Annotated in this window: 14 protein-coding genes; 8 read left to right on the top strand and 6 right to left on the bottom strand. The window is 71.2% G+C overall.

The window, feature by feature from the left end:
* Nucleotides 1–105: 105 nt before the first annotated feature.
* Nucleotides 106–1,929, top strand: a complete 1,824-nt coding sequence (locus ACFYST_RS33255; protein WP_387867793.1) for a hypothetical protein — start codon at nucleotides 106–108, stop codon at nucleotides 1,927–1,929.
* Between the two features lie 202 nt (nucleotides 1,930–2,131).
* Nucleotides 2,132–2,932, top strand: a complete 801-nt coding sequence (locus ACFYST_RS33260; protein WP_387867795.1) for a hypothetical protein — start codon at nucleotides 2,132–2,134, stop codon at nucleotides 2,930–2,932.
* 94 nt (nucleotides 2,933–3,026) lie between these two features.
* Here the strand turns inward: ACFYST_RS33260 and ACFYST_RS33265 are convergent, their stop codons facing one another.
* The 4 genes from ACFYST_RS33265 to ACFYST_RS33280 all read right to left on the bottom strand — a co-directional run bounded on the left by ACFYST_RS33265 (nucleotide 3,027) and on the right by ACFYST_RS33280 (nucleotide 9,330).
* A complete protein-coding gene (locus ACFYST_RS33265) occupies nucleotides 3,027–4,217 on the bottom strand; it encodes an acyl-CoA dehydrogenase family protein (protein ID WP_387647247.1) in 1,191 nt (396 codons plus the stop codon).
* A 58-nt stretch (nucleotides 4,218–4,275) separates the two neighbouring features.
* The gene (locus ACFYST_RS33270) at nucleotides 4,276–5,271 is read right to left on the bottom strand and encodes a hydroxymethylglutaryl-CoA lyase (protein WP_387867797.1); all 996 of its coding nucleotides are present in this window, start codon (nucleotides 5,269–5,271) and stop codon (nucleotides 4,276–4,278) included.
* The gene (locus tag ACFYST_RS33275; protein WP_387867798.1) at nucleotides 5,268–7,520 is read right to left on the bottom strand and encodes a biotin carboxylase N-terminal domain-containing protein; all 2,253 of its coding nucleotides are present in this window, start codon (nucleotides 7,518–7,520) and stop codon (nucleotides 5,268–5,270) included. Before ACFYST_RS33275 ends, ACFYST_RS33270 begins: the two co-directional genes overlap by 4 nt.
* A 94-nt stretch (nucleotides 7,521–7,614) precedes the next feature.
* Nucleotides 7,615–9,330, bottom strand: coding sequence for a carboxyl transferase domain-containing protein (locus ACFYST_RS33280; RefSeq protein ID WP_387867800.1), 1,716 nt, complete (start codon nucleotides 9,328–9,330; stop codon nucleotides 7,615–7,617).
* 130 nt (nucleotides 9,331–9,460) lie between these two features.
* Here ACFYST_RS33280 and ACFYST_RS33285 point away from each other — a divergent pair, with 130 nt between their 5' ends.
* A complete protein-coding gene (locus ACFYST_RS33285) occupies nucleotides 9,461–10,123 on the top strand; it encodes a TetR/AcrR family transcriptional regulator (protein ID WP_387647237.1) in 663 nt (220 codons plus the stop codon).
* Between the two features lie 221 nt (nucleotides 10,124–10,344).
* On the top strand, nucleotides 10,345–14,055 hold the full coding sequence (locus ACFYST_RS33290) for an ABC transporter ATP-binding protein (RefSeq protein WP_387867803.1): 3,711 nt from the start codon (nucleotides 10,345–10,347) through the stop codon (nucleotides 14,053–14,055).
* 72 nt (nucleotides 14,056–14,127) lie between these two features.
* On the opposite strand, the gene ACFYST_RS33295 is transcribed toward ACFYST_RS33290, so the two are convergent.
* Entirely contained in the window at nucleotides 14,128–15,057 is a 930-nt protein-coding gene (locus tag ACFYST_RS33295) for an ATP-grasp domain-containing protein (protein WP_387867805.1), read from the bottom strand.
* Between the two features lie 149 nt (nucleotides 15,058–15,206).
* On the opposite strand from ACFYST_RS33295, the gene ACFYST_RS33300 reads away from it, so the two are divergent.
* The gene (locus tag ACFYST_RS33300) at nucleotides 15,207–15,746 is read left to right on the top strand and encodes an NUDIX hydrolase (protein WP_387867806.1); all 540 of its coding nucleotides are present in this window, start codon (nucleotides 15,207–15,209) and stop codon (nucleotides 15,744–15,746) included.
* 117 nt (nucleotides 15,747–15,863) lie between these two features.
* Here ACFYST_RS33300 and ACFYST_RS33305 read toward each other — a convergent pair whose 3' ends face one another.
* A complete protein-coding gene (locus ACFYST_RS33305) occupies nucleotides 15,864–16,262 on the bottom strand; it encodes a hypothetical protein (protein WP_387867809.1) in 399 nt (132 codons plus the stop codon).
* A gap of 752 nt (nucleotides 16,263–17,014) precedes the next feature.
* On the opposite strand from ACFYST_RS33305, the gene trpS reads away from it, so the two are divergent.
* The 3 genes from trpS (at nucleotide 17,015) to ACFYST_RS33320 (ending at nucleotide 19,934) form a co-directional block, all read left to right on the top strand.
* Nucleotides 17,015–18,052, top strand: coding sequence for a tryptophan--tRNA ligase (gene trpS, locus ACFYST_RS33310; RefSeq protein ID WP_387867812.1), 1,038 nt, complete (start codon nucleotides 17,015–17,017; stop codon nucleotides 18,050–18,052).
* Between the two features lie 203 nt (nucleotides 18,053–18,255).
* Nucleotides 18,256–19,188 carry an LD-carboxypeptidase gene (locus tag ACFYST_RS33315; protein WP_387867815.1) on the top strand — a complete coding sequence of 311 codons (933 nt, stop codon included), beginning with the start codon at nucleotides 18,256–18,258 and terminating at the stop codon, nucleotides 19,186–19,188.
* A gap of 11 nt (nucleotides 19,189–19,199) precedes the next feature.
* Nucleotides 19,200–19,934 carry a nucleoside/nucleotide kinase family protein gene (locus tag ACFYST_RS33320; RefSeq protein ID WP_387867816.1) on the top strand — a complete coding sequence of 245 codons (735 nt, stop codon included), beginning with the start codon at nucleotides 19,200–19,202 and terminating at the stop codon, nucleotides 19,932–19,934.
* Nucleotides 19,935–20,198: the final 264 nt, after the last annotated feature.

Raw genomic sequence — 20,198 nt, forward strand, 5'->3', positions numbered from 1 at the left:
CGGCACAGGGATTTCCGGCAGCTGGATACGGCCGAGTGAGTCGTTCCGGCGTCGCGGTGTGCGTCACGTCAGCCGCCGAACCGGGACGTGGTGAAGCATTCGTAGATGACCAATCGTCATATCGGCTTACTAGCTCAGAAATCGCGGGCCGCGGCGACGGTGCCTGCTGGCCGCTCCCGGTCTCCCCTGGTCGGAGCCGTCCTACTGGTGCCGACCGTCCTTGGGGCCTGGACTTCGGAACCTGGCACCACCCGAGGCGGGGAGGTGCGCGACGCCCTGACGCTCAGCGTCAGCACCAACACCAGTGCCGACCTCGGCGTGCGACTCCGCGCAGATGAGGTGGCCACCCGGACCTACCACCTCACCAACCATGCCGATTACCAGCTCGCCGACCTGCTGCTGAACGATCCTCAACTGCCGGGCGGCCAAACCCAATGCGATGCCGGCCGAAGCATCCCGCCGGGCGGCAGCCTCGACTGCACCGCCTCGTTCACGGCCACGGGTGGGTTCCAGGTCGTCCAGGTCACCGCCACTGCCGAGGCCGTCACCGAGCCCCCCGGCCGGCTGCCGCAGGCCCACGCCGATGCACCCGCCGGCTACCTGGGCATCACCGCGGGTCTTGCCCTCACCCGCGTGGGAGCGCCCACCGGCACCGGCGTCGCCCATCGGTCCGTGCGGGAGGTGGCGCCGTCCGTGAGTACCCGCCGCGCTGTGTCGAGAGCCCTGGCCGAGGTTGGCGGGACCGTTGAACTCCAGTACCGCCTGGAGGCGTTCGGCGATGTCCCGATCACCGACATCTCCGTGGTCGAGGGGCTGCCCGATGTTGGTCCAGTGAGCTGCTCGGGCCCCGACGGCGGCCACACCCTCACCCCCGGGCAGAGCGTCGACTGCCAGGCAGCCGGTACTGCCCTTCCGGGCCACCAGACCGGCACGGCGCAAGCCCAGGGCCTGGCGGACGACGCGACCGTCGACCCGAACGGCAACCGCCAAGCACCGCGCCAGGTCTTCGCCGACGCCCCCGGATCGTACGACGGGCTCAGCCCCACCCCGACGACCACAGCGCCGACCGCGTCCACCCCGGCCGGCGGAGGCGCAGCCCCGGGTGGTGGCACGATCCCGGGTGCGGGTGCGGGTGCGGGTGCGGGTGCGGGTGCGGGTGCGGGTGCGGGTGCGGGTGCGGGTGCGGGTGCGGGTGCGGGTGCCGGCGTTGGCGCTGGCGGAGGCGTGGGTGCGGGCGCCGGAGCTGGAGCAGGGGCAGGAGCCGGCGCGGGTTCGGTCGGGGCTCCCGGCGCCGCCATTCCTGGCGCCGGAGGCGTCGGCGCAGCTGCTGGAGCAGTGGCGGCCCCGGCAGGGTTGCTTCCTGTGCCCGTTCCGGTCGGAGGGGCTGCTGCGGCCGTGCCCGGGCAGCAGGCCGCCGCCGCCCCGGGGCAGCCTGCAGCAGCCGCCGCCGCAGGCCAGCTGCTGACGCCGTTCCTGCCGGGAGCAGCACCGGTGCTGCTCCCCGGCGGGACAGCCTTCGCGCTGCCGGCCTCGCCCTTTGCGGCGCCGGGTACGGTCGGCGCTTCAACTGGGCCTGGCGGAATCCCGGTTGGGGTCGGCGCGACGAACCCCGGCGAGAGCCTGGTGAGCGGTGGGGTGGCAGCGCTCGGCCCGACTTCGGCTGCGACTGCAGGCCGGAGCGAAGGAGCACCCGCAGGGCAGAACCAGGGCACGCTCGCGGGTGCGAGCCCCGGATCGAGGGCGTCGGGCAGCGGGCAATCGCCGGGCGGGCAGGCGCAGGCCGCCGGGGACGAGGACCGGACGCCCCAGGAGGGTGAGGACAACCCGTGGGGCATCACCCAGGTAATGATGCTGCTGTTGGTGATTCTCCTTCCTGTGCTGTGCGTGCTGGCGGCAGCGTTCTCCGTTCGGGGCCGGTGGCGGCGGTGATCGCGTACGGAGAGATGATCCGACCGGCCGGGGGCGGGTCGGTAGTCGACCGGTCGATGCGCGGGGTCGTCGATGGCGCAACTGTTGTCGAGTCAAGGAGCGGTGCTCAGCAGGCGGGCGCGTTCGCCGTCCGGCCGTTGGCGACCGTCCACGGCAGGCGGCCCGGTGCGGTGCGGGGTGCCCTGGGCAGTGGGAACGGGCGGTGGCGATGCTGATCGTCGCGATCGCCGCCGTGTCGGGCGCGGCGCTCGCGCTGGTGATCGGTCTGCTGCTGGGGCAGACCAAGCGGGCGCGGGAGGGGTCCACGACACCGCAGGCGCTGTCCTTTGCCGGGGCGGCGATCCTCGGCTTCTTCGCGCTGTTCCTCGGCTTCAGCATCGCCGGCACTTGGCAGCAGCTGAACTCGGCCCGCCAGCACACCTACGAGGAGTCACGGGCTCTCGCGGAGGCCTACTGGAACGCCGGTGGGCTGCCGGCCGCCGACCGGTCGCTGGTGCGGGACCGGCTACGGAACTACACCAGGGTGGTGATCGACGACGAGTGGAAGGCGATGCAGCACGACGTCGGTAGCCAGGCCGCCTGGCAGGCGGCCGACGAGGTACGGGCCGCAGTCGATCACGCGACGGTGCAGACCGCAGCGGCGACGAGCGCGCGGACCGATGTGCTGCGCAGCCTGTCCGACGTCAACGCCATGCGGAACGCGCGACTGGGTGATATTCGTGCGTCCGTGCCGGTGGTGGCGATCGGTGGCCTGCTGGTGGGCGCGGTGTTCGTCCTGGCCACGCCGTCGGTGATCGGCCTGATGGCCAACACACGCAATCTGATGCTGATGTGCTTCGTGGGAGCCTCCGTGGCGTTCGGGGTGAGCATGGTGGCGGTGATGAGCGGGCCGTTCTCCGGCGCGGTGCGGATCCAGCCGACCGCGTTCCAACTGGCGTTGGAGCGCTACGACCAGATCGACACCGACGCCAGGACGTCGGCTCTGCCGCTGTTTCAACCTTGACCGGCGGACCGACCTGCAGGTGGATCCGGGATACGACAGGTCCGGACGCTCCCGCAGGTACTGAGCCGTCAGCAGGGTTGTGTCAGTGCGAGGTTCAGGAGTTCACGCCGAGCTCGCGCGCGATCAGCATGCGCTGGACCTCGGAAGTGCCCTCGCCGATCTCGAGGATCTTGCAGTCGCGCCAGAACCGGGCGACCGGGTACTCGTTCATGAAGCCGTAGCCGCCGTGGATCTGGGTCGCCTCGCGAGCGTTGTCGACCGCAGCCTCGGAGGCGAACAGCTTGGCAATGGCTGCCTCCTTCTTGAAGGGCTCGGAGTGCAGCAGCCGGGAGGCGGCGTCCCGCCAGGCCAGGCGGGAGGTGTGTGCGCGCATCTCCATGTCGGCGAGCTTGAACTGGATGACCTGGTTGGCGCCGATCGGCCGGCCGAAGGCGCGGCGGGTGCCGGCGTAGGACAGTGACTGGTCGACGCATCCCTGGGCCAGGCCGGTGGCCAGGGCCGCGATGGCGATGCGGCCCTCGTCGAGGATGCGAAGGAACTGGGCGTAGCCGCGGCCCTGGCGACCGAGAAGGTTGGCCGCAGGGACTCGGCAGTCGGTGAAGGACAGTTCGCGGGTGTCGGAGGCGTTCCACCCGACCTTCGAGTACTTCTTCGACACCTGGAACCCGGGGGTTCCAGTGGGAACGATAATGGAGGAGATTTCCCTCGTGGGCGAGCTATTTACGCCCTCGTCACTCGAATGTGCGATCGGTTCGGTCAGCGCGGTGACGGTCACCAGCCCGGTAATATCGGTTCCGGAATTGGTGATGAAGCACTTGCTGCCGTTGATCACCCACTCGTCGGTGGCCGCGTCGTAGCGCGCGGTGGTGCGCGTCCCACCCGCGTCAGTGCCACCCTCGGGCTCGGTCAGGCCGAACGCGCCGAGCATCTGGCCGGACGTCAACTTCGGCAGCCACTCGCGCTTCTGCTCCTCGGTGCCGAAGAGGTAGATCGGCATGGCGCCGAGCGAGACCGCCGCCTCCAGGGTGATTGCCACCGAGGAATCGACCCGGGCCAATTCCTCCAGGGCCAGGCAGAGCGCGAAGTAGTCGCCGCCCATGCCGCCGTACTCCTCGGGGAAGGGCAGTCCGAACAGGCCCATCCGTCCCATTTCCCGAATAATTTCGTACGGGAATTCATTCTGCTCGTAGTATTCGCCGATCTTCGGCGCAACCACGTCGTTGGCGAACTCCGCGACAGTGCGGCGGAGTTCCTCGTAGTCACTGCTCAGCCGGTGGTCGAGCACGGGTGATCCTCCCGGGATCGAGGCCTGGTGGGCCGGGTGGGGGTTGTGGAGTCGGACCTCAGGCCGTGGGCCCGAGCAGGGCGCGGACGGTCCGCGAGGGGCTGGGGCGACCGAGGTGGCGCGCCATCCAACCGCTGGTGTCGGCGAGCGCCGCCAGGTCGACGCCGGTCTCGATGCCCAGGCCGTGCAGCATCCAGACCAGGTCCTCGGTCGCCAGATTGCCGGTCGCACTCTTGGCGTACGGGCAGCCGCCGAGGCCGCCGGCGGAGGCGTCCACCACCGTCACCCCGGAGCGGAGCGCGGCCAGCGTGTTGGCCAGCGCCTGCCCGTAGGTGTCGTGGAAGTGCACCGCGACCTGGTCGATCGGTACGCCGGAACGAGTGAATTCGTCGATCAGTGCCTTGACTTGACCGGGGGTCGCGACGCCGATGGTGTCGCCGAGGCTCAGCTCGGTGCAACCCATCTCCAGCAGCGTCAGGCCGTGCCGGACCACCTGGGGGATCGGGACGGGCCCCTCCCACGGGTCGCCGAAGCACATCGACAGGTAGCCGCGCACCGGGACGCCCGCGGCCGTGGCGCGTTCGACCACGGGCCGGAACATGGCCATCGCCTCGTCCGCCGAGCGGTTGAGGTTGCGCCGGGCGAATGTCTCGGTGGCGCTGGCGAACACGGCGACCTCGCCGGCGTGGTGGGCCAGCGCCCGATCCAGCCCGCGCTCGTTGGGCACCAGGACCGGCAGACGCAGGCCCGGATACCGAGCGGGGAGTTCGGCCAGCCGCGGCATCAGCTCTTCGGCATCGGCCAGCTGCGGTACCCACTTGGGGTGGACGAAGCTGGTGGCCTCGACGGTGCGCAGCCCGGCGGCGGCAAGCCGGGCGATGAATTCGGCCTTGACCTCCACCGAGACGAGACCGCCCTCGTTCTGCAGCCCGTCGCGTGCGCCGACCTCGTGGATTCGTACTCGGGCGGGCAGCTCGGGGTCGCGCACAGGATTCGGCAGGCCGAGTTCCAGCACGGTCGGCTCAGGGGTGGCCCGGTCGGGAGTGGTGGTCATCCTGCAGCCTCCGTCAGCTTCGCGGTGGGGTCGGCTTCCGCCCCGGCGGTGGTGTGGGCTCCCGCTCCGGCGCTGAGTTCGGCCTCCGTCTTGATGGTGGTGGTGGCTTCCTCGTCGTCGGGGGCAACCGCCACCAGGGGCTCGTCCATCGCGACGGTCGCGCCGGCGGTGACCCGGAGATCCTCGACGGTGCCGTCGTGCGGCGCGGAGATGACGTGCTCCATCTTCATGGCCTCAAGGACCAGCAGCGCCTGCCCGCGGCTGACGCGTTCGCCGGCCTCGACCTTCACCACGGTGACGGTGCCGGGCATCGGAGCGGTGAGGGTGCCGTGGTGGGCGGTGCCGGCGGCGGCGCGCTCGGCGATTGCGTCGAACGGGTGAACGGGCCAAGCGTCTCCGTCGACGCCGAGCCAGTGCGTGATGCCCCCGGCGGTGCGCTCCTCGGCGACCGTGAAAGTGGCCTGCAGGCCGTCAACCGCAAGGCGGAGCAGGTTTCCGTCCCGAGTCGCGCGGGCCTTCCGGGCCGGGCCCTCGTCGAGCCGGACCTCCCACTCGGGAGCGGTTGCGGCGGAAAAACCGATAGCGCTCTCGAATTCACTGCTGGTAGTCATTCGGAAACGCACGGCAACCGGTTCGCGGCCGGCAAGCCGGAGCCGGTGCGTGGTCCATGCGGCCTCGCCGCCAAGTCGCCATCCCGAAGGGAGGGAGAAGGGATCGGTCCAGCCGTCGGAGGCGCCGGCGTGGCCGAGTTCGAGCTGTCGCGCCAGTGCGGCGGCGAAGTAGAGCAGGTCGATCGTTTCGGGTCGGGTGTACGGAGAGCTCAGCTGGGAGGGGTCCTGCTGGGCGCTGCGTTCCACCAGGCCGGTGTCGAGCCGACCTGCCGTCACCTCGGGCTGAGCCAGCAGCCGGCGCAGGTAGCCGGTGTTGGTGGTGACGCCCAGGATGCGGGTCTCGGCAAGCGCGGCCCGCAGTCGACGGATCGCGGTGGGACGGTCGGGCCCGTACGCGATCACCTTGGCGAGCATCGGGTCGTACAAGCTGCCGATCCGGTCGCCGGGTGCGATTCCGGAGTCCACCCGGATGCCCTCACCCGAGGGTTCGTCCAGTAGCAGTACCTCGCCGCCGGTGGGCAGGAAGTCCCGTTCCGGGTCCTCGGCGCAGATACGGGCCTCGATCGCGTGGCCCAGGAAGGAGATGTCGGACTGTGTGAAGGACAGGTCTTCGCCCGCGGCGACGCGCAGCTGCCACTCGACCAGGTCGAGCCGCTGCGGGCCATCGGGGCCGTTGACGGAGACGGCCAGTTCCGTGACGGGGTGTTCCACCTGGAGGCGGGTGTTCATCTCCATGAAGAAGAAGTCGAGAACGTCGTCCGCGCCGGGTCCCGCGGGGTTCCCGCCGGGAACGATGAACTCGACCGTGCCGGCGCCGGTATAACCACAGGCTTCGGCGGCACGTACCGCGGCCGCGCCCATCGCGGCCCGGGTCGGGGCGTTCAACAGGACGGAAGGAGCCTCTTCGATGAGTTTCTGATGGCGGCGCTGGAGACTGCATTCGCGCTCGCCGAGGTGGACGGTTCGGCCGTGGGTGTCGGCCAGGACCTGCACCTCGATGTGGCGCGGCTGGTCCACCCAGCGCTCCAGCAGCAGGGTGTCGTCGCCGAACGCGGTGCGGGCCACCCGGCGGGCGGCGGCGAGCTCGGCGGGCAGCTCGGCCGGGTCGCGGACCAGGCGCATGCCCTTGCCGCCACCGCCGGCCGAGGGCTTGAGCAGCACCGGGTAGCCGATCCGGGTCGCCGCCTCGATCAGCTGCTCGTCGCTGGGCGCGCCGTCCTCACTACCGGGGACGACGGGCACTCCGGCGGCCCGAACGGCCTCCTTGGCGTTGATCTTGTCGCCCATCAGCTCCACCGCAGCCGGCGGCGGGCCGATGAAGACCAGCCCGGCCAGCGTGCAGGCCTCGGCGAACGCGGGGTTCTCGGCGAGGAACCCGTATCCGGGGTGGACGGCCTGCGCGCCGGTTCGGCGGGCGGCGTCGAGGATCAGGTCGGTGCGCAGGTACGTCTCGGCGGCCGAGCTGTCGCTCCGGTCGGCGGGCCCGAGTCGGACGGCCAGATCGGCGGCCCGGACGTGCGGGGCGTCCGCGTCCGCGTCGCTGTGCATGGCGACCGAGCGCACGCCCAGCCGCCGCAGGGTGCGGATCACCCGCAGCGCGATCTCGCCGCGGTTGGCGACGAGCACGGTGTCGAACATGGAGGTGTGCCTCCGTTGCGAGAAGAACGGGTGAGCGAATTGACGATGCATCAGGAGCGGTGACCGGTTCGTGGCTCGGCCCTCCGGTGGGGCGTCACATTCGGAAGACCCCGTACGGGCGGGGTTCGGCGAGCGGGGCGTTGGCGCAGGCGGTGAGCGCCAGGCCGAGCACGGTACGGGTCTGCATGGGGTCGATCACGCCGTCGTCCCACAGTCGCGCGGTGGCGTAGTAGGCGTTGCCCTGCCGCTCGTACTGCTCGCGGACCGGGCGCTTGAACTCGTCCTCGGCCTCGGCCGGCCAGTCCTCGCCCCGGGCTTCGAACTGGTCGCGTCGGACCGTGGCCAGCACGGAGGCCGCCTGCTCCCCGCCCATCACGGAGATCTTCGCGTTCGGCCACATCCACAGGAAGCGAGGCGAGTAGGCCCGTCCGCACATCGAGTAGTTGCCCGCGCCGTACGAACCGCCGATCACCACGGTCAGCTTCGGCACCCGGGTGCAGGCCACCGCGGTGACCATCTTGGCGCCGTGCTTGGCGATGCCGCCGGCCTCGTACTGGCGACCCACCATGAAGCCGGTGATGTTCTGCAGGAAGAGGAGGGGGATGCCTCGCTGGTCGCACAATTCGATGAAGTGCGCGCCCTTGAGCGCGGACTCGGCGAACAGCACGCCGTTGTTGGCGACGATGCCGACCGGATGTCCATGGATGCGGGCGAACCCGGTCACCAGGGTGGTGCCGTACTCGGCCTTGAACTCGGCGAAGCGGCTGCCGTCGACCAGCCGGGCGATCACCTCGCGCACGTCATAGGGGGTGCGCGGGTCCACCGGCACGGCGCCGTACAGGCCGGCCGGGTCGACCGCGGGCGGCTCGACCGGGGCGAGCGGCCAGGGCTTTGCCGTGCGCGGGCCGAGCCCGGCCACGATGGTGCGGACGATGGAGAGCGCGTGCGCATCGTCCTCCGCCAGGTGGTCCGTCACGCCGGAGGTACGCGAGTGCAGGTCGCCGCCGCCGAGCTCTTCGGCGGTCACCACCTCTCCGGTGGCGGCCTTCACCAGCGGCGGGCCGCCGAGGAAGATGGTGCCCTGGTTGCGGACGATCACGGCCTGGTCGCTCATCGCCGGAACGTAGGCCCCGCCCGCGGTGCACGAGCCGAGCACCGCCGCGATCTGCGGGATCCCGGCGGCGGACAGGCGCGCCTGGTTGTAGAAGATCCGGCCGAAGTGGTCGCGGTCGGGGAATACCTCGTCCTGCATCGGCAGGAAGGCGCCGCCCGAGTCCACCAGGTAGATGCAGGGCAGCCTGTTCTCCAAGGCCACCTCCTGCGCGCGCAGGTGCTTCTTCACCGTCATCGGGTAGTAGGTGCCGCCCTTGACGGTGGCGTCGTTCGCCACCACCAGGACTTCGCGCCCGGCGACCCGTCCGATGCCGGCCACCACGCCGGCGGCGGGGGCGGCCCCGTCGTACAGGCCGTCGGCCGCCAGCGGGGCCAGCTCCAGGAAGGGCGAACCGGGGTCGAGCAGGGTGTCCACCCGGTCCCGGGGCAGGAGCTTGCCGCGGGCCGTGTGCTTGGCGCGCGCCTTCTCGCCGCCGCCGAGCGCTGCCGCCGCGAGCTTGTCGCGCAGCTCGGCGACCAGCTCCCGGTGGGCCTGCGCGTTGGCGAGTCCGGCAGGTGATGCCGGATCGACCGCGCTCTCCAGTCGGGGCGCCGGTGCGGCGGCCGCGCCGAACAGCGGTACCAGCGGCGTGGATGCGGCAGCGCTTTGCGGCGAAGCCGGAGACCACGATGAGGTCGGTGCCGAAGAGGGGACCATCCCAAGAGCTCCCTTGCCCTCGGATTCGGATCCGGGCAGGCCGAAGGGCGAGCCGGCCAGCCCGTGTTAATGAGCGTTAACTCTGCCGCCAGGTTAACCACCGATAACCCGACTGTCTACGATGGGCAGCATGCCCAACCGCCCCGCCGCCCCCGTGCTCCCACGCCGTGACCAGATCCGGAAGGAGGCCGCCAGGCTGTTCGCCGCCCGCGGCTTCCTCGGCGTCGGTGTGGACGAGATCGGCAAGGCGGTCGGCATCAGCGGACCGGGCCTGTACCGGCACTTCGCGGGCAAGGACGCGATGCTCGCCGATCTCCTGGTCGGCATCAGCGAGCGCCTGCTGGACGAGGGCCGCCGCCGGGTCGGCGCGGCCGCCGGGCCGCAGGCCGCGCTGGACTCCCTGATCGACGGTCACATCGACTTCGCGCTGGATGACCGCGATCTGATCATCCTGCACGACCGTGAACTGCTCCACCTCAAGGAAGAGGACCGCCGCCGGGTCCGCCGACTGCAGCGCGGCTACGTCGAGCTGTGGGTCACGGTGGTGCGCGAGGCCTTCGCCGCGTTGGCCGTCGCCGAGGCGGAGCCGACCGCCCGCGCGGCCGTCCACGCGGTCTTCGGTCTGCTGAACTCCACCCCGCACAGCGCTGCGCCGCAGGCCGCCCCGGCGGACCTCACCGCCGAGCGGACCGGCCTGTCCCGGGAGGCGATGGCGGCACTGCTGCGCGCGCTGGCCCAGGGGGCGTTCGTAGCGGCCTCCGCAGCGGTCGTGGAGCCGCGTTCAGTCGTCTGACCTGTGGGTTTACGGGCAGGCGAGGCCCGGGCTGAAGCTGGCTGCACCCCCGCCTAGGACGATCGGACGACCCAGAAGTAGCCGATCGTTGGAGGCGCACCACCGCGTGCTGCGGGCAGTCTGTAGACGGGAAGGAAGCGCGGCCCCGGGTCGTTCAGCCTCCTATGCGCCCTTCGAATCCGATGGACGCCCAATCGGCCGAATGGTTAGCATCACTAAATATGCCCGAGACTCATGGTTTCCCAGAGCAAGGCTGGCTCCGCCGGCTCGGTGGCTACTGCTGGCGCTACCGCCGCAACTTGTTGCTGTCCTTCGGGGCGTCACTCGTCGGCATGGCGATCACCGCGATCGTCCCGCTCATCACCAAGCTGATCATCGACGACGTGATCACCACGCACCGCCGCCCGCTCATGCCCTGGGCGGTGCTGCTGCTGGTCGCGGCCGCCGCGGTGTTCCTGTGTACGCAGGTCCGGCGCTACTACGGCGGGCAGCTCGCGCTTGACGTCCAGCACGACATGCGCGTTGACCTGTTCCGTTCGCTGACCAGGCTCGACGGGCACCGCCAGGACCGGCTGGACACCGGCCAGGTGGTCGGCCGCGCCACCTCCGACCTGCAATTGGTCACCGGGCTGCTCTCGATGATTCCGATGATGACGGGCTACGCCCTGATGTTCGGCATGTCGGTGGTGGTCATGCTCTGGCTGTCGCTGCCGCTCACCCTGATCGCGCTGGTGATGACCCCGGCCCTGTGGTGGCTTTCCACACTCAGCCGCAAGCGTCTTTTCCCTGCCACCTGGGCCGCCCAGCAGCAGGCCGCCGAGGTCGCCGGTGTGGTGGATGCCGCGGTCGGCGGCGTTCGGGTCGTCAAGGGCTTCGGCCAGGAGGCCCAGGAGCGCGGCAAGCTGGAGCGGGTTTCGCGGGAGCTGTTCGCCGCCAGGCTGCGCTCGATCCGGTTGAACGCCCGCTACACCCCGGCCATGCAGGCGGTCCCCGCACTCGGGCAGGTCGCGGTGCTCGCCGTCGGTGGCTGGCTGGCCGTCCGGGGCGATGTCACCCTCGGCACCTTCGTCGCCTTCTCCACTTACCTGGCACAGATGACCGCCCCGGTCCGGATGCTCGCCATGGTGATCACCGTCGCCCAGCAGACCCGCGCCGGTGTCGAACGAGTCGTGCAGCTGATCGACCAGCGCCCGCTGGTCGCCGAGACGCCGGACGCCCGGCCCCTCGCCCCGGACGCGGCCCCGGTCGGCACCCCGGCGCTGGAGCTCGACCGGGTCGGCTTCCACTACCGGGCCGAGGAGCACCCCGAGCCGGGCAGCGCCCCCGACGGCGTCCCGGTGCTGGACGGCCTCAGCCTGAAGATCGCGCCGGGGGAGACCTTGGCCCTGGTCGGCGCATCCGGCTCCGGCAAGTCGACCGTCGCCCAGTTGGTGCCCCGGTTCTACGACCCCACTTCCGGCACTGTCCGACTGTTCGGGCAGGATCTGCGGGAAGCCACCCTCGACTCGGTGCGCGCCGCCATCGGCATCGTGCCCGAGGAGAGCTTCCTGTTCTCCGAGACGGTCCGCACCAACATCGCCTACGGCCACCCCGAGGCCACCGAAGAGCAGATCCTCTCCGCTGCCCGGATCGCCCAGGCCGACGGGTTCATCCAGGGGCTCCCCGACGGCTACGACACCAAGGTCGGCGAGCAGGGCCTCACACTCTCCGGCGGCCAGCGCCAGCGCATCGCCCTGGCCCGTGCCATCCTCACCGACCCGCGCATCCTGCTGCTCGACGACGCCACCTCCGCGGTCGACCCGCAGATCGAGGCGGAGATCCACGACGCGCTGGACAGCGTGATGGCCGGCCGCACCACCCTGCTGATCGCGCACCGCCGTTCCACCCTGCAACTCGCCGACCGCATCGCCGTGCTGGAAGCCGGCCGGCTGATCGACATCGGCACCCACGAGGAACTCACCGCCCGCTGTCCGCGCTACCGGTCGCTGATCACTGACCCGGACGCCCTGGCCGCGCCCGCCGCCGAGTCCGTACAGGACACGGAACCCGCACGGAACGCGGACACCTCCGCGGTCGCCGAGAAGCCCGCCGCCGACGCCGGAATGCTCGCCAAGGTCGCCGCCCTGCCACCCGCGACCGACACCCCCGATGTCCCGGTCGAGCAGGCCGAGACCGCCGACCCCAGGTTCAACCTGGCCCGGCTGCTCGCCCCGTTCCGCCGCCCCCTGCTGCTCGCGCTGCTGCTGGTCGCGCTGGACACCGCCGCCGGCCTGACTCTGCCGGTGCTGATCCGGCACGGCATCGACGACGGCGTGAGCAAGGCCGCCATCGGCGGCGTCGCGGTCGCCGCCCTGTTGGCCCTCGCCGTCGTCCTGCTCGACTGGTTGGTGCAGGCCACCGAGAGCACGGTCTCCGGGCGCACGGGCGAGCGTGTCCTCTACACCCTGCGGCTGAAGATCTTCGCCCACCTCAACCGGCTCGGTCTCGACTATTACGAGCGCGAGCTGACCGGCCGGATCATGACCCGCATGACGACGGACGTGGACTCCATATCCTCGTTCCTGCAGACCGGTGTGGTCACCGCCGTGGTCAGCGTGTTCACCTTCTTCGGCATCTTCGTGGCCCTCGTCGTGATCGACCCCGGCCTCGCCCTGGTGGTCCTCACGGTGTTGCCGCTGCTGATCATCGCCACCCTGGTGTTCCGCAAGAAGTCCGCCCAGCAGTACCAGGTCTCCCGCGATCTGATCAGCACCGTCAACGCCGACCTGCAGGAGAACGTCGCCGGCATGCGGATCGTCCAGGCGTTCCGCCGCCAGGACGCCAACACCGACCGGTTCGTCGAACGCGGCCTCGCCTACCGGCACGCCCGGGCCAAGGCCCAGCTGTACATCTCGCTGTACTTCCCGTTCGTCCAGTTCCTGTCGAGCGTCGCTTCCGCCCTGGTCCTGATCGCGGGCGCCACCCGGGTCGACCACGGCACTCTGACCATCGGCGCCCTGGTCGCGTACCTGCTGTACATCGACCTGTTCTTCGCACCGGTCAACCAGCTCTCGCAGATCTTCGACGGCTACCAGCAGGCCGCCGTCGGCCTCGGCCGGATCCGCGAACTGCTGCGTACGCCCACCAGCACGCCCCAGGCCGAACAGCCTGTTGCGGTCGGGGCGCTGCGCGGCGAGATCGACTTCGAAAACGTCAGCTTCGCCTACAACGGTGGAGGCGAGGGCAACCCCGAGGTGCTCGCCGGAATCGACCTGCACATACCCGCCGGCCAGACCGTCGCGCTGGTCGGCGAGACCGGCGCGGGCAAGTCCACCCTGGTCAAACTGGTCGCCCGGTTCTACGACGCCACCGGCGGCACCGTCCGGGTCGACGGCACCGACCTGACCGCCTACGACCTGGAGGGCTACCGGCACCGGCTCGGTGTCGTCCCGCAGGAGGCCTACCTGTTCGCCGGGACGGTCCGCGACGCCATCGCCTACGGACGCCCCGGAGCGAGCGACGCCGAAGTCGAAGCCGCGGCCAAGGCGGTCGGAGCACACGACATGATCACCCGGCTGACCGGCGGCTACCAGCACACCGTCGCCGCCCGAGGCCGAAACCTTTCAGCAGGCCAGCGCCAGCTCATCGCCCTCGCCCGGGCCGAGCTGGTCAACCCCGACATCCTGCTCCTCGATGAGGCCACCGCCGCTCTCGACCTCGCCACCGAAGCCGCCGTCAACAACGCCGCCGACCGGCTCAGCGGCGGACGCACCACCCTGGTCATCGCCCACCGGCTCACCACCGCCGAACGCGCCGACCGGATCGTCGTCCTCGACCACGGACGAATAGTGGAGGACGGTACCCACACCGAACTGCTCGACCGCGACGGCACCTACGCCAAGCTGTGGAAGGCCTTCATCGCCGAGGGGCACCCCGCCCCGGTACTCGGCTGATCACTTCGGAATCGGCCCCCGGGCTCGGCACACCGCCGGGCCCGGGGCCGCCCGGAATCGGGGCCGGTCCCCTCAGAACCGCGCAGCCTGCACGGCACCCAGCAGCGCCCGGAACAGCGCCGCGGCATCCACCCCGGACGGCAGCTCGCTGACCTGACCGTCCCCGACCTCCACCACCCGCCATCCGCCTTCGGCGCCGCCCGCCCCGCCAGCACCGCTACTGCTCACGGCCCGTCGCGCCAGGTCGGTGGTGACAAAGCGGCACCCCAACTCCCGCACCAGCGGGCGGACGGCGGACAGGTCGGGCTCGACCCGGCTTGCCGGGCAGTCGGGGTGCGGCCCGACCAGCACGGGTTCGCCGTCCAGCCACCAGACCCGCGCCTCCTCCGACCGGCCGTCCGTCGTGCGCGCGAAGGACTCGAAGCGGCGAAGCACCAGCCCGCCCGCGAGGAACTCGCCCTGCAGCTCGGCGAACCGTGCCGCCACGCGTGCCAGTGCGTCGACATCGGCCAACTCGGGCACGTAACAGGCCTCGTGCCATTCGTGCTTGCGGGACTTGACGTAGTCCTTCACGATCGCGGGGCCGCGCCCGCCGAGAGCGGAAGCGGCCGCAGCCAGGGCGGGACGGTCCCAGGAGGTGCCGGGCAGCCAGGCGCTGGCGGGGGTCACGGGCTCGAAAGTCCGGTACCAGCCGGGCAGTTCATGGGCGGTGGCGTACTCGTTCGGTCCGGTCAGCAGCGCGCAGCCACGGTCGGCGAGGGCCCCGGCGAGCTCGGCATACCGGGCGACGGGAATCATCCAGCCCCGGTACCAGAGCGGTCCCGACCCGACGGGGACGCGCCGGACGGCGGCCTCGGCATCCCCGGCCAGCAGGGCGTCGTGGTCGAGCAGCGCTGTGCTGCCGCCGGCGGCCCGGATCAGCCCGGCCTCCCAGGCGAAGTGCGGGTCCGTCCGACGCGGCAGGAGCGGGTCCGAGGGAAGGATGACGATGGGGTCGACCATGGGGCTCAGATTAGGTCCACCGATCGGTGGAGGCGCTCTCCTTGGCCTGGCGTTGACCAGGCATTCTGCTCCACACGCCCGCACCGCGCCCGTCGCTGTGGCCGAAAATTCGATCGACAGTCCTGCGGTTGCGCTGTCAGGCTTTCCGTGTGCGATGGATCACAGGACGTCACAGGCCCAAGGGCGAACGGCTGCCCCGTCGAGCGGCGCGAACGGTGGTGGTTTCACCGGAGGGTGAGGTGTTCCTGTTCCGATCGGACAACTCCGAGATCGGGGTGCACTGGAACGCTCCGGGCGGTGGCCTGGAGGCAGACGAAACGCCCGCCGAGGGAGCGCTCCGCGAGCTGCACGAGGAAACCGGCTGGACCGACCTCCGGCCCGGTGAACTCCTCTGCACCTGGGAGCACGACTTCACCTGGCACGGCACGCCCGTCCGCCAGCACGAGCACATATTCCTGACTCACGGCCCGCGACGTGAGCCCGGAGATGTAGCGGCAGTCCACCGTGTCGACGGCATCCTCGGGTGGCGTTGGTGGACGCCAACCGAGCTGACAGCACCGGACGTCGATCCGCTCTGGCCACCGAACCTGCCGGCCCTGCTCGCCGCACTCCGCGTCGCGGTACCGGGTCCGATCGTTCCGGTTCACCTCGGCTACGTGCCCAACAACACCACAACCCGCAGCAGCTGACGGAGGGGCCTGCGGCCGCACTGAACCCCAGCCGCACCGAACCCCGGCAGCCCGTAGAGAGGAGCCGCCCCCGACCACCCGCACCCGCACCCGCACGCTGGTGCCGATCGAGCCTGATCAGCGGACCTGGCGCCGACCCCTCCGGCGTCCGCGAGCTGCCGGGACCTCGGCCTGCCAGTCGCGCAGCCTCAGTTCACGGTCGTGCACCGCCTCCGGGTTGATCACCACCGACAGCAGGGCGGAACGCAGCTCCTCCGGAGTCATCCCGGTCGAGCGCTGCAACTGCTCGGTGGAAACCGACACCGCGATGGCAGACCGCCACTCGGGCAGCACCACCTGGCAGGTCCCGGCGCCGAACCGCAGCAACTTGGCGGACACCCGGCGCTCCACGATCCGGGCCACGCCGGGGGCGGCACTGTCGAGCAGCCCGGGTGACCCACCGATCAGCACACCCATCGGCACACCCACCGGGGCCACCGGCGCGGTCTCCACCGAGATGGCGACCGGCCCGTCCACCGCCGCGCCGCCGAGCGGTGCCGACGCGGGCGGAACGGCCCGTACCTGGCTCAGCCTCCGCGAAGGCGTCGGCCGCCGAGGTGGCCGCACCCGCCCCGCCACCACGCCCCCGCCCCAGACCCCCGACGACCAACCGAGCGACCCCGGAGAGCCCGTAGCCCCACCCGTCACCAGGCCCTCGGCACCTGCCGCCCCGAGACCACTGCTTTCGCGGGCCGGCCCGGGCACCATCGGCAGCCCTACGCGGATCCCGTCGCGGCTGTCCGGCGCTCTGTGACCGTCCGCGTCGGCGTCCGAGTACCCGCCCGGGTCCGACCCGGACGGTGCCGAGCCATGGCCCGAGCCGTGTTCCGAACCGGGGCCCGCCGAATTCGCGCTTTCCGCGGCGCGGTTGGTGTCCGCGTCCGGCCGGTTCGGCGCGTTCTGGTCGAGCGAGGTCATGGCTGCAACCCTCCGGATTCTCGGCTTGCCCGATCCTGCACCACCAGTGCGTGCCGGGCCAAGGGACGTGTCTGGACAGCCTGGCGGTTCCGTCCCGCCCTGCCGGAAATCTGTCTCGCCGACCGGGCCGCCGCGTTAGGGTGAGCGCATGTCTCTCACGTCATGCCTGCGTTGGTGGCCGTCCTAGGGCGGCCGATCCCCAAGCATGACTCCAGGGCCGTCCGTACGGGCGGCCCCGGCGCGATCATCTCCGACGGACTTGGGCCCACCCCGGCGGGCGGTCACCACCGCGACCGAGGAGAACTCCCGCCATGACCGCCACCGCGGCCACCGCACCCGGCACCGCCAACCCGCTGATCGCCCCCAGCGCCGAAGGCCACCACCGCATCCTGACCGGCGACCGCCCGACCGGACCGCTGCACCTCGGCCACTACTTCGGCACACTCCGGAACCGGGTCCAACTCCAGTCCCAAGGACTCGAGTTGATGATCGTGATCGCCGACTACCAGGTGATCACCGACCGCGACCGGGCCGACCGGATCGCCGAGCACGCGGAGAACCTGGTCCTCGACTACCTGGCCGCCGGAGTCGACCCCGACCGCACCACGATCTTCACCCACAGCGCCGTCCCCGCCCTCAACCAGCTGATGCTGCCCTTCCTCAGCCTGATCAGCGTCGCCGAACTCTCCCGCAACCCCACAGTCAAGGACGAGATCACCCACTCCCGGCAGTCCGCGGTCAGCGGGCTGATGTTCACCTACCCCGTCCACCAGGCCGCCGACCTGCTGTTCTGCAAGGCGGACCTGGTTCCGGTCGGCCAGGACCAGCTGCCGCACCTGGAAACCACCCGCACCATCGCCCGCCGCTTCAACGACCGCTACACCCCGCTGTTCCCCGAACCGCAGGCCCTGCTGTCCGAGGCCCCGCTGCTCCTCGGCACCGACGCCGGCAAGATGAGCAAGAGCCGGGGCAACGCCGTCGCCCTCGGCGCCGACGAGGACGAGACCGCTCGACTGCTGCGCGGCGCCGTCACCGACAACGACCGGCACATCAGCTACGACCCCGAAACCCGCCCGGGCGTCTCCAACCTGGTGCTGCTGATCGCCCTCTGCCAGGACCGCGACCCGCACGCCGTCGCCGAGGAGATCGGTTCCGGTGGAGCCGCCCGGCTCAAGCGCACCGCCACCGAGGCGGTCAACGAATACCTCCGCCCCCTGCGCACCCGTCGCGCCGAGCTGGCGGCCGACCGTGCCCTGCTGCGCGAAGTCCTGCACACCGGCAACGCCCGCGCCAACGCCATCGCCGACCGCACCCTCACCGAAGTCCGCACCGCGATGGGCACCTTCTGACCTGCCTCGCGGCCGGTGTGCGGGCCGTCCACCGGCGACGGCCCGCACACCACGCCCGGCGGGATGGGGTTCCGACGGATCGGTAGTAACCGCACCGGGGTGGAGAGTTCACCGCCGGGGGATACCGTCAGCAGGCAGACCGCCATCGGCCCACGCGTCGCGCCCCGAGCCCACTCGCGTCCCACACCCGAAGGAGGCTTCCGATGCCCCTGCGCCCGCTCCGTCCCGGTGACCGCATCGCCCTCGTCGCCCCCAGCGGCGCGGTCGTCGACCCCGACCGGCTCGCCCTCGGGACGGACATCCTCCGGTCCTGGGGCCTGGAGGTGGTCGTCCTCCCGCACGTCCACGACATCCACCCCACCCTTCCGCACCTGGCCGGCACCGACGCCCACCGCGCCGCCGACCTGCAGGCCGCCTGGCTCGACCCCGACATCGCCGCCGTCCTCTGCGTGCGCGGCGGCTTCGGGGTCCACCGGATGGTCGACCTCATCGACTGGGACGCGATGCGTGCCGTCCCACCCAAACCCCTGATCGGGTTCAGCGACATCACCGTCCTGCACGAGGCCGTCGCCCAGCAGCTCGGCGTCCCCACCTTCTACGGCCCGATGCCCGGCGTCGGCGTCTTCAGCACCGACACCCCGACCGCCGAACACCTCCGCCGCACCCTGTTCGAGCCGGCCACCACGACCGTCCTCACCGGACCCGACGCCGAGACCCTCGTCCCCGGCCGCGCCCACGGCGTCCTGATGGGCGGCTGCGCCTCGCTGCTCGCCGCCGACCGCGGCACCCCCGGCGCCCGCCCGTCCTTCGCGGGCGGACTGCTCATCCTGGAAGACATCAACGAGCAGCCCTACCAACTCGACCGCATCCTCACCCAGCTGCGACGCAGCGGCGCCCTGGAGGGAGTGGCCGGCGTGGTCCTCGGTTCCTGGGAGCTCTGCGGACCGCTCGACGCCGTACGTGCCGTGATGCTCGACCACTTCGGCGACCTCGGAGTCCCGGTCGTCGGGGAGCTCGGCTTCGGCCACGGACCTTCCTCCCTCACCGTCCCGCTCGGAGTGCCCGCCACGCTGGACGCCGACGCCGCCACGCTCACGCTCGACGCGCCCGTTCTCATCGCCCCTCTTGATGCGTAGGGTTGCGGGCCATGCACGTCGAAGGCATCCCCGCCGCAGGCACCTCCACCACCGCACCGGCCGTCGAGCCGATGCCGGACCCGACGGCGGCCGCAGTGGCCCGCGCGCTCGGTCTGCTCCGCGGCCCCGGCAGCGGAACCGGCCGAGTACTGCTCGGCCTGGCCGGACCGCCCGCAGCGGGAAAGTCCACCCTCGCCCGCCGACTGATCGACGAGATCAACCGCCACGAGGGCCCCGACACCGCCGCCTACCTCCCGCTGGACGGCTTCCACCTCTCCAACGCCCAGCTCGACCGCCTCGACCTGCGCGCCCGCAAGGGCGCCCCCGAGACCTTCGACGCCCTCGGCTACCTCACCCTCGTCCAGCGCGTCGCCGCCGACCGCTTCCACGACATCTACGTCCCCGACTTCGACCGCACCCTGGACGAACCCGTCGCCGCCCGCCACCTGATCCGCCCCTGCACCCGCCTGGTCGTGACCGAAGGCAACTACCTCGCGACCCCCGTCACCCCCTGGACGAACGCCCGGGCCCTGCTGCGCGAGCTCTGGTACATCGATGCCGACCACACCACCCGGGACGCCCGCCTCCTCGCCCGCCACACCGCCGGGGGCCAGGGTCACTCCACCGCGCGCCGACGGATCGACACCAACGACCAGCCCAACGCCGAGTACGTCGAGACGGCCCGGTGGGCCTGCGACTGGGTGGTCCGCACAGACGCGTTTGCACCTGCCCATAGATCGGCGTAGTGTTGTCTAGTCGCTCGGCAGGGAGCACCGGACACGCAATCTGTGTGGACGGTCCCGGGGCGGCCAATCCCTGAGAACCACCCAGTTGATCCGTAGCGGGTCGCGTCCTTTTCGCGTCTCCGTTCGTATTTGCTGTGCGCGATTTCGGAGATTGCGGCGGATTCGCTTCTCGGAGCGGGGATCGGCTAGAGTTTGAAACGTCGGAACGGCCGCGAGGCAGGGAAGACAAACAGCAAGTCGGATCGAAACTCCGGAAAACGGAGC

Origin of the sequence: Kitasatospora sp. NPDC004614 (genome assembly GCF_042873675.1) — a bacterium.
GTDB lineage: Bacteria > Actinomycetota > Actinomycetes > Streptomycetales > Streptomycetaceae > Kitasatospora.

Bases quoted from the DNA above. Each gene is read 5' to 3' on its own strand.
- ACFYST_RS33255 (WP_387867793.1), top strand. From the start codon at position 106: ATGACCAATCGTCATATCGGCTTACTAGCTCAGAAATCGCGGGCCGCG.
- ACFYST_RS33270 (WP_387867797.1), bottom strand. From the start codon at position 5,271: ATGACCACCACTCCCGACCGGGCCACCCCTGAGCCGACCGTGCTGGAA.
- ACFYST_RS33275 (WP_387867798.1), bottom strand. From the start codon at position 7,520: ATGTTCGACACCGTGCTCGTCGCCAACCGCGGCGAGATCGCGCTGCGG.
- ACFYST_RS33280 (WP_387867800.1), bottom strand. From the start codon at position 9,330: ATGGTCCCCTCTTCGGCACCGACCTCATCGTGGTCTCCGGCTTCGCCG.
- ACFYST_RS33285 (WP_387647237.1), top strand. From the start codon at position 9,461: ATGCCCAACCGCCCCGCCGCCCCCGTGCTCCCACGCCGTGACCAGATC.
- ACFYST_RS33290 (WP_387867803.1), top strand. From the start codon at position 10,345: ATGCCCGAGACTCATGGTTTCCCAGAGCAAGGCTGGCTCCGCCGGCTC.
- ACFYST_RS33295 (WP_387867805.1), bottom strand. From the start codon at position 15,057: ATGGTCGACCCCATCGTCATCCTTCCCTCGGACCCGCTCCTGCCGCGT.
- trpS (WP_387867812.1), top strand. From the start codon at position 17,015: ATGACCGCCACCGCGGCCACCGCACCCGGCACCGCCAACCCGCTGATC.
- ACFYST_RS33315 (WP_387867815.1), top strand. From the start codon at position 18,256: ATGCCCCTGCGCCCGCTCCGTCCCGGTGACCGCATCGCCCTCGTCGCC.
- ACFYST_RS33320 (WP_387867816.1), top strand. From the start codon at position 19,200: ATGCACGTCGAAGGCATCCCCGCCGCAGGCACCTCCACCACCGCACCG.